Source organism: Psychrilyobacter sp. (assembly GCF_037132775.1).
Classification (GTDB): Bacteria; Fusobacteriota; Fusobacteriia; order Fusobacteriales; family Fusobacteriaceae; genus Psychrilyobacter.
The window spans coordinates 1-10,170 of record NZ_JBAHZY010000009.1 but is presented as its reverse complement, the minus strand read 5'-3'; the positions used below and the strand labels follow the sequence as shown (position 1 = coordinate 10,170).

Below are 10,170 nucleotides of genomic sequence, written 5' to 3'. Positions count from 1 at the left end.
AAAAGGTATATTAATTTTTATAATAACGATAGAGGACATAGTTCTTTAGATTATGAAACACCTGCTAAGGTATATTTTGGTACTCAAAAAATTGCTTAAGTTTTTTCATAAACTGTTTGACAAACACGACCACCATAATATACGAGTATTAAAATTTCTTATAACTAGAAGAAATTTTAAATGTATTATCTAATCTACACAGATTTCTAAAACCTAAACCCTTCATCACAAAGAAAATGGATAAAATTATAGCATCAGAGATCAAAGTTACACAACTAAAAAAAGGACAAATAGATTTTTTATCTCTTGCCCTTTTTAGACCTTGTAATATTTTGTATGTTAATTGAGCCGTGAAATTATTTAGAACTTCCTGATATAAATTAAATATTTCATTTGGTTCTTCTAATTTTAATTTCCTAAGATACATTTTCATTTTCTTCCCCTCTTTTGATTTAGTAATATTAGAGTATACTACATAAACAAAAAAAATAAAGACCTCCCAGCTGTAATAGTCACACAGCTAAGAGGTTTTTATTTTTATATTTTATTTTAAGGAAAGAAAGAAATGAAAAAATTATTATTTTCATTTGCTTATAACTATCAGACGTCTTTCAAGTAGAAAAAGTTTAAATTTTTATTTAAAACTATTGCTAATTTTGTTTCTAAAGCTAGAAAGGCAATTAATAACCCTGAAACGCATGGGATGACTTATCTTAAGCATTCTCATGGGAAGCACCAACTAGATTTTTGGGGCAACCACTTATATCCATAGTGGAGAGCATGTGAATGTCTGCTTAATTTTAAAATGGGACAATTAAACTTGCAATTTACCATAATTATAAAAAATTCAAAAAATAAAATATTTAACAAAAACTCCTAAGATTTAGATTTAAAAATCTAGGTCTTTTTTTAATCCTTCCCCATCCTTCCAGGAGATTCTCCGATTTTTTTTGACGCAGACTAGAATCTGACTTTGATTTGGACTTCTATCTGAAGTTTATAGTCGTTGAGCTTCAGCAGTACTTTTCCTGCAATGACGATTGTGACTTACTTAGCTAAGACAATTATAAATCTTCTTGACTTTCTTTGGTTCGTTTCTTGTGTCAAGACAAGAAATGAACCCGTATTAAAGAGGGACTCTTTAGAATCTGCTTCTATCTGCAACTAAAGCTTTTAGTTTTTTATCCTTATTTATAATATTCTCTCTTGAGTAAACTCATCAATATCTCATCATGATATCTGCCCTGCCTAAAAAGTTCTTCCCTCAAAACTCCCTCTCTGGTAAAGCCACACTTTTCATAACATTTGATGGCTCTTTCGTTAAAAGAATAAACACAAAGAGCTATCTTATTGATATTCATCTCCTCAAATATAAATTTAACCAGGGTATTTATAGCATCACTGCCGTATCCTTTACTCCAATACTCCTTATCTCCTATAAATATTCCGATGACTACCTTACTATTTTTCCAATCGACACTATTTACCCCACATCCTCCAATATATCTTCCCTCTAGAGTCTCTAAGGCAAAGGTATAGATATCTTTTACAGCGCTGATACCACTATACCATTTTTGCTCGTCTTCCAATGTATATGGATATGGGATTGCAGGCTGTAAATTTTTCCTCACCTCAAAGTCATTTAAAAATTCCTTAGCTTTTTCTATATCTTCCTTTCGATATGCCCTCAGTCGGACCAATTTACCTTCATACATCTTTTTTCCTCCCAAAAATAATTTTTTAATAAAAGTATACTCTATAAAATATGGATATTCCAAAAAATAATAATTAATCTTTTGGATAAGATGTTTAAAATAAAGTAAACAGTATGGATAAAGAAAAAATATGGTAAATTAAATTAAGTTTATATATTCTAATTTTAAAGGAGAAAAAGAAGGTCTTTAGTAGATTATAGATAAAAAGGAGGAGAATATATGAATTATTACTTAAAAGTATTGAGAAGTTACAAAGATTTTGATGGCAGATCTGATAGGATAGAATATTGGACATTTATTTTTGTAAATTTTGCAATAAGTATAGCAGTGGCTACAGTGGAACAAATCGTTTCTCCAGAAAGTGGAATCCTCTCTGGTCTCTATACATTGTTTGTATTTATTCCGGGAGTTGCAGTGGCTATAAGAAGGTTGCATGACACAGGAAAGAGTGGATGGATACAGCTAGTTATACTCATTCCGTTAGTGGGTTGGATCTGGTTTTTGGTCTTAATGGCTAAAGAGGGGGATCCTGGCATAAATCAATATGGATAACGCCTCAGAGAAATAAGATTTTAACAAAATATAATTTTTAAAAGGATGGATATTATGAAATGGGATAGATTACTGAATGTAGAATACTTTAGGAAAAAAAATAGAGAGGACCAATTGGATGAATTAAAGAAGGATTCTTCTAAGATCATCTTCAGTTCGGCTTTTAGAAGATTGCAAAATAAGACTCAGATATATCCTTTGGAGAGCAATGATTTTGTGAGAACAAGGTTGACTCACTCCATAGAAGTATCTACAATAGCACAAATAATAGGAAATAAAGTGGAGAAAAAATTGATAGAGATGAAGGCGCTTCCAGAAGGGAAAAAAGGGATGATTGAAAGTATCTTGAAAGCAGCTTCCCTAGTGCATGATATAGGGAACCCTCCCTTTGGTCACTATGGAGAATTTATAATCCATGATTTTTATACCAAATATTTTGCAGAAAAATTTGAAAATAATGTCGATTTTTATGGATATCCTTGGTCCCTCGAGGAACGGTATGATTTTGAAAAATTCGAAGGAAATGCTCAAGCTTTCAGACTCCTAAAAAAACTTCAATATCTAAGGGATGAAAATGGACTTAACCTTTCATTTCAAACTTTGGCCACAATAATAAAATATCCTAGATCATCTACAGAGGGATGTATAAAAAATGGAGACCCTAGTTATAAAAAATTTGGATACTTTTCCAGTGAAAAAAAATCCTTTGAAAAGATCTTTGATACTTTGGGGATAAAAAACAAAGATGACGAGATTGTACGTTATCCTTTGGTGTATCTATTGGAAGCAGCAGATGATATTGCATATACAATAGCTGATATTGAGGATGGATGTAAAAAAGGTGTTTTAGGGTTGGATATTATCAAGGAAAAATTATTTAAATATTGTGATATAGAAAATGAAGAGGAGAGGGAAATATTGAAGAGTCTGGAGGTCATAGAGGTAGATTTAGATTACCCAAAACCCTTTGAGATATCTATCCAAGTTGCAAGAAAGAAATTACAAGATTTTATGATGGATTCAGTTGTAGATACTTTTATAGAGTATTACGAGGATATTATGAAAGGGAATTATAGAGGTGAACTCTTAAAAAATTCCAAGGCATGCTGGGTAGAGTATGCTTTCCGTGAACTTTTAGAGATATTAATAAGTGAAAAGGAAGTAATAAAGTTAGAGGTTGCAGGTGATAGAATAATCAGGGTATTGTTGACGGAGTTTACAGATGCAGTAGCTTCACCTAACAGGGAAATTATAGGGACTAAGGAACAAAAACTATTTCGTTTGATATCTAGTAATTATAGGTTTTTAATGAAGAAATATCCAGATACGGAAAATAGACTATACAATGAACTACATCTGGTAACTGACTTTGTCTGTGGTATGACAGATAGCTATGCTCTAGATCTGTATCAGGCTATTACAGCAATAAAATATTAGAACAAGGAGTGATCTTATGGATATAAATATGATATTTTTTTTGAATGTAATATTTATATCTATGGTCAACCTTTTAGGGGGGACAGAAGCATTGCTTTGTTCCCTTTTGTTTATCCTGGGAGTTTACTTTAAAAGAAAAGACAAGACTTTAATAACAATATTGAGCGTAATAGCGATATTTTTGTATATAAATTATAATTTAAAAACCATGGATAAACTTAAAGTAAATAAAACCTATGAATTTCAAATAGACGTCATTTCAGATAGTGCTAAGATAATAAAAACAGATGGGAAGCATTTGAAAGTTAATTATTATCCTGTTTTGGATAAATTTTTCGAGGATGGTTCCTATAATGTTTTGGGAAAAATAAATAAAATAGATGATACCAGGGTAGAGTTAGAGATTATGAGTGATGAAAAGATAGAAACTACAATTAAAGATCTCTTAAATAACAAGGTAGAAAAATTAGTTTCTGCCTTTCCCTATGAATTTCAGAATTTTACTGCAGCAGTTTTACTGGGCAGAAAAGAGGGAATATCTCAGGAGGTCAGAGAAAAATTTAACTATACAGGGACCTCCCATATCCTTGTAATCTCGGGCTTGCATATAGGGATAATAATATTTTCTATATTAGTTTTGCTAAAAAATCTCCCCTATCAAATCAGGTATGGGTTGGCAGGAATTATCCTTACGGCTTACTGTTATGGGGTAGGGTTTTCTCCCTCTGTAATGAGAGCTTATATCATGGGGATATTATATTTAGTAGCTAAGATCTTCTATGAAGAGAGGGAGATGAAAAAAGCATTGATGCTGGCTTTTATGATATCTCATTTTTTTAACCCCTATGCCGTCAGGAGTATCTCCTACCAGATGTCCTACTTGGCTTTAGTAGGAATTTTATTTTTATATCCTAAAATCCAAGAGGAGATAAAAGAATTTATTCCTAAAAAACTAAAAAAAGTAAAGGCTATAGATTTTCTTACCTTAAGTTTTCCCATCCAACTTATCTTGATACCGATATTTTTATATTATTTTAGAGTTTTACCGCTTTTTTCATTCCTGCCGAATTTAATAGTGATCCCGCTGGGTTCGGTCATAGTTCAGATCTTGTTTATAGCACTTTTATTGTCTTTTATAGGCCTTGGAAATATCTTAATTCCACTGGGATATTATCTCTATAAACTCTTGATTTTTATAATAGATATATTTTATAAAATACCCTTTTTAACTTTGACATTTTATGTTAAAATCTCCTTATTATTATATATCTTTCTATATGTTATAATATCATTATTCATCCTGTTTAAAAGGGAGAAAATAAGAAAATACTGGTATATAGTTTTAGGAATAATCCCGTTGGTATTTCTAGTCTCGTCTCAGAGGACAGAAAAATTAGATTTGAAATGGATGAATTATAGAAGTACTCCCTATGAAGTCTTATTTTTAAAGAAAAATCCGAAAAGGAGAGATCTTCTATTGCTAAAAGACAGTGGGATAAATAAATTAGACTATATAGTAACCTCCTATGAGATGAAGAATAATGAGTTAAAGAAAGCATATCCCGATGCAGAAATTACTATCCTTGAGAAAGGCGAAATGATAAAGGTAGGAGATGAATTTTTTATAAATGAAAAAGGAAAGATAAAGATAAAAGAGAGGAAAAGATAAAATTTGTTTTTTTATCAATTAGTATAAAGTAAAAAGGAGTAAAAATATGAAAGAGTTCTTTGAAAATTTTAAATATGTAAATAGAGATATGCCCAAGTCTACCAAGGTTATCTATGGAGGGTTGGCAGGTTTAATGCTGATATTTCTGATAGGGCGTTTGATAAAAACACCAACAATCCTTATTATGATCGGAGTCCTTATGATCTCTATCATATTGCATGAATTAGCTCATGGAGTGGTGGCTTATCTAAATGGAGATTCTACAGCTAAACTCATGGGGCGTTTGACACTAAACCCTATAAAACACATAGATCCACTGGGTATGTTGTTACCCATCGGACTTATCTTGATGGGATCTTCCTTTGTCATAGGGTGGGCAAAACCTGTCCCTGTAAACTATCGAAACTTTAAAAAAGGGGAATTAAGTGTTTTCATGGTGTCGATAGCTGGAGTAGTGGTAAATTTTTCCCTAGCCTTTTTAGGGGCTACGATAATTAAATTTTTCCCAGCCTTATATATGAGCAACGATATAGTTCATATGGCAATAGGTTACTTGATCAGGATAAATTTAATTCTGGGGATATTTAACCTCTTGCCTATACCACCTTTAGACGGATCTAAGATCTTATGGAGTCTCGGAGGAGAATGGATTAAAGACCTGGTCGAGAATTTAGATAGATATGGATTTTTTATAATAATTGCACTCAGTTATTTAGGGATACTGTGGAAGATAATAGATCCAGTATTTAGTTTTTTAGTAAATCTTTTAAACCTGTATATAAGTCAGGGATAACTAAAGACTGAGAGATCAACCACAAATTACTCAAATGATAGGAAAAAAAATTAGCAGAAACAAATAATAATAATAATAATAATAATAAAGATTGGGAGTGTACAGGTAAAATGTTTTTTGAAATTACAAATTATATAGGTGTTGTAGCTTTTGCAATATCTGGAATGTTAAAAGGTTTGAAGTATAGGTTAGATATTTTTGGTGTGATTGTACTGAGTTTAATAACTGCATTAGGTGGTGGAATCATAAGGGATATGCTCCTAAATGAAGTTCCAGTATCTCTTATCAATGAGAGGGACGCATACTTAGCAGTGATTACAGCAGTGATCAGTTATCTTTTTTTACACAATAAACTTGAGGGTCGCAGTAGAATTTCAAAGTTAGTAATGATATCTGATGCATTAGGCTTGGCTGCCTTTGCCATAATTGGAGCAGAAAAAGGTGTAAATGCTCATTTAGGACCATTTTCTACAGCTGTAATGGCTACTCTAACCGGTGTAGGTGGTGGAGTGATCAGAGATCTATTGGTTTCTGAAATTCCATTTGTATTGAAAGAGGATCTGTATGCTGTCCTTTGTGCAGCGGGAGGATGTTTATATTGGTTTTTAGCTTTAGCCGATCAGGAGATGATAGCAAGGGAAAATTTAGCTTATGCAGTATTTATAGTTTTATTTATGATAAGACTGATAGCTATTAAATATAAATTAAATTTACCCAGTAAATTTAGGGAGATAAAGGATGAAAACGATAAAAAATGAAAGTATAATAGAATTTGAGATAAAAAAATCTAAATTTATAGGATATATCAAGCCTATTTTCGCGAAGAATGAGGCAGAGGAATTTATAAAGATGATAAAATTAAAACATCCCGATGCGAGACATAATTGCAGTGCGTATAAGGTCTTAGAAAATGGTCAGGAATACTATAAAGTAGATGACGATGGAGAACCCAGTGGAACAGCAGGAAAACCCATGGGAGAGATCTTAAATATACTGGGTTTGGATAATTTAGTAGTAGTAGCTACCAGATATTTTGGTGGGATAAAATTAGGAGCTGGAGGGCTTATTCGAAATTATGCTAAAACTGCAAAATTAGCTGTGGAGGAAGCCCAGATAGTAGAATGGAATCCTAAAATAAATGTAGTGATAGAATTTTCTTATGACAGATCTGTTCAGATAGATAAGTTGTTGGAAGAGGAAGAGGAAATTTCTAAAGAGTACGGGGAACAAATTCTCTATAGAGGAAGAGTTTCAGAAGGTGCTCTTGCAAAACTAAAGGAAATAAGGGGAATAGTGCTGATCGAAAGTTAGAGTTATGTTTATAACTCTAACTTTTAATTATATGTGGTAATCGTTTTTTTAATCTGAGTAATCTGCGACAAAAGAAAGTCAAGAAGGTTTATAAAGGTCTTAATAAGTAAGTTCAGATCGTTGTTGTAGAAAAAGTACAGCTGTAGCTCAACGACTATAAACTTCGTTTAAAACCAAGAAAAAAGAATTAGAGTCAAAAGTCTTACTTGAAAAAAATATTGAAAAAAAGTATCATCTATTAGAAGTAAAAATTAGACTTGGAGGGTGACGATGAAAGATTATATGAAAGAATATGAAGTATGGTTAAATTCACCATATATAGATAAAGAGGACAGAGAAGAATTAGCTTCTATAAAGGGAGATGAAAAAGAGATAGAGGAAAGATTCTATACTGAATTAGCATTTGGTACAGGTGGGCTAAGAGGATTAAGAGGAAACGGAATCAATAGAATAAATAAATATATGATAAGAAAAGCTACCCAAGGATTTGCAAACTATTTATTAGAAGTAGATGCAGAGGCTGTAAGAAAAAAAGGTGTTGTAATAGCCTATGACTGCAGGATAGGATCGGTAGAATATTCACTGAATACAGCTTTGGTATTAGCTGCCAATGGAATTCCTGCATATTTATTTGAATCACTTCGGTCTACTCCAGAACTATCATTTGCAGTTAGAGAATTGGGAACTCAGGCAGGTATAGTAGTAACTGCATCCCATAATCCGGTGGAATACAATGGATATAAAGTTTATTGGAATGATGGAGCTCAATGTGTAGAACCTCATGCAAGTGGGATAGTAAATGGTGTTACCGATATCAAAGATTTAGGAGAGATTAAACTTATTACTGAAGAGGAAGCTAAATCTCGTGGATTACTGATCATGGTAGGAAAAGATTTAGATGATAAATATATGGAAGCCGTAAAGAAGGAACAAATTATAAAGGATATTCCAAATAAAGCAGATTATAAAATAGTATATACTCCTCTTCATGGAACAGGAAAGGTCCCAGTACAAAGAGTACTCGATGAATGTGGATTTAAATCAGTATTTACAGTGCCTAGTCAAGAGATGCCAGATGGAACATTTCCTACAGTGGTATACGCAAATCCTGAGGACCCAGCAGTATTTAAATTAGGGATTGAGTTAGCGGACGAAAAAGGTTCATCCATTGTTATGGCAAATGATCCAGATGCAGATAGATTAGGAATAGCAGTAAAGGATAAAAAAGGTAAGTGGTCATATCCAAATGGAAATCAAGTTGGATTATTGCTGATGGAATATATCCTGAAATTTAAAAAAGATATTCCTTCTAATGGTGCAATAATTTCTACAGTGGTATCAACTCCCATGCTTGATGAAGTGGCTAAGGCTCATGGGGTAAAGATGTATAGAACATTGACTGGATTTAAATTTATAGGAGAAAAAATTAAACAATTTGAAGATAGTGTCTTAGATGGAACTTATGTCTTTGGATTTGAAGAATCTTATGGATATCTGATTGGGACCCATGTTAGAGATAAAGATGCTATTGTGACTACTATGATCTTATCTGAGATGGCAGCTTATTATGAATCTATTGGAACAAATATCCCGACAGAATTAGATAAGATGTATGAAAAATATGGTTGGTATAGAGAGGGCATCACTGCAGTAACTATGAGTGGGAAAGATGGAGCAGAACAGATCAGAAGTATCATGAAAACTCTGAGAGAAAATCCTCCTAAACAACTATTAGGTCAAGATATAGTTATAATAAAAGATTTTGAGTTACAGATAGAGTGTGACAGGCTAGCTTGTAAAGATATCAAATTAGATCTACCAAAATCTAATGTATTACAGTTTATTTTAGCTGATGGAACATATATAACAGCTAGACCTTCTGGAACTGAGCCAAAAATAAAATATTATTTCGCTGTAAAATCAAACACCAAGGTAGAGGCAGATAAGAAATTAGAAAAAACCATGGTGGAATTTGAAAAATTCACAGAGGGGCTATAGACCTCCTTCTAAAAAAAATAAGATAACCAAGAGAAAGGGAAAATCTACGGATTTTCCTTTTTTAGTTACTAGCGTTGAGAGATTGCAAATCACTGTAATTCAACCACTATTTATACCCTAAAAACGTCCATCTATTAGACAAACTATCTTCTCATTGGACGTTTTGTCTAATGGTTACACAATTCTAAAAATACCCTCTAAACACTAATAGTACCAACGGTTTCGTGACCTCCTTATTTAATGTATTTCAATGATAGGGGTATAATCACAAGGGAAAGGTTTTAGGAGGGCTTAGGAGGGCTTAGGAGGGAAGTGAGGAGCTAAAATAAAATTGCCAATGTACGATGAGAAAAAAATCTAAAGACTCGTCACGGATTACACGAAAAATAGACGGGTATTAAATCTCTCTATTGTTTAAATAAAGAGATTTAAATGTCTCACGAAAGAAAAGTCAGAATCTACCCGATGTGGGCATCACCAATATACTATTAGTTTACTATTATAAACATAGAATATTGCGATAGTCAGACCTTAGTCAGGCTAAAAAAAAGATTTTCTTAGTTCCTCAGGGGCTGTTGCAAGTTTTGTGTAAACTCTAAAAATTAATGTAAAACTTTTATAAAAAGAGGAGTAATAATTCTTTAATTATTGCTTCTCGTTTTTAATATATTAGAACTTTATTTTTTGTATGTCAA

At 32.4% G+C, this 10,170-nt stretch carries 8 protein-coding genes; 7 read left to right on the top strand and 1 reads right to left on the bottom strand.

Annotated features, from left to right (window positions below):
* Positions 1 to 1,187: 1,187 nt before the first annotated feature.
* Positions 1,188 to 1,715, bottom strand: a complete 528-nt coding sequence (locus V5784_RS00480) for a GNAT family protein (RefSeq protein WP_336887087.1) — start codon at positions 1,713 to 1,715, stop codon at positions 1,188 to 1,190.
* A gap of 219 nt (positions 1,716 to 1,934) precedes the next feature.
* Here V5784_RS00480 and V5784_RS00475 point away from each other — a divergent pair, with 219 nt between their 5' ends.
* From V5784_RS00475 to V5784_RS00445, 7 genes are all read left to right on the top strand, one after another.
* Positions 1,935 to 2,267 (top strand): DUF805 domain-containing protein, encoded by a 333-nt coding sequence (locus tag V5784_RS00475; RefSeq protein ID WP_336887086.1) that lies wholly within the window; start codon positions 1,935 to 1,937, stop codon positions 2,265 to 2,267.
* Between the two features lie 54 nt (positions 2,268 to 2,321).
* A complete protein-coding gene (gene dgt / locus V5784_RS00470) occupies positions 2,322 to 3,704 on the top strand; it encodes a dGTP triphosphohydrolase (RefSeq protein ID WP_336887085.1) in 1,383 nt (460 codons plus the stop codon).
* Positions 3,705 to 3,720: 16 nt separating this feature from the next.
* On the top strand, positions 3,721 to 5,373 hold the full coding sequence (locus V5784_RS00465; RefSeq protein WP_336887084.1) for a ComEC/Rec2 family competence protein: 1,653 nt from the start codon (positions 3,721 to 3,723) through the stop codon (positions 5,371 to 5,373).
* Between the two features lie 46 nt (positions 5,374 to 5,419).
* Complete coding sequence (locus V5784_RS00460) at positions 5,420 to 6,166, top strand: site-2 protease family protein (protein WP_336887083.1); 747 nt, start codon at positions 5,420 to 5,422, stop codon at positions 6,164 to 6,166.
* 110 nt (positions 6,167 to 6,276) lie between these two features.
* Entirely contained in the window at positions 6,277 to 6,924 is a 648-nt protein-coding gene (locus tag V5784_RS00455; RefSeq protein WP_336887082.1) for a trimeric intracellular cation channel family protein, read from the top strand.
* Positions 6,905 to 7,477: a YigZ family protein gene (locus V5784_RS00450; protein WP_336887081.1), complete on the top strand. Its 573-nt coding sequence runs from the start codon at positions 6,905 to 6,907 to the stop codon at positions 7,475 to 7,477. Before V5784_RS00455 ends, V5784_RS00450 begins: the two co-directional genes overlap by 20 nt.
* Before the next feature lie 270 nt (positions 7,478 to 7,747).
* The gene (locus tag V5784_RS00445) at positions 7,748 to 9,475 is read left to right on the top strand and encodes a phospho-sugar mutase (protein ID WP_336887080.1); all 1,728 of its coding nucleotides are present in this window, start codon (positions 7,748 to 7,750) and stop codon (positions 9,473 to 9,475) included.
* Positions 9,476 to 10,170 lie beyond the last annotated feature (695 nt).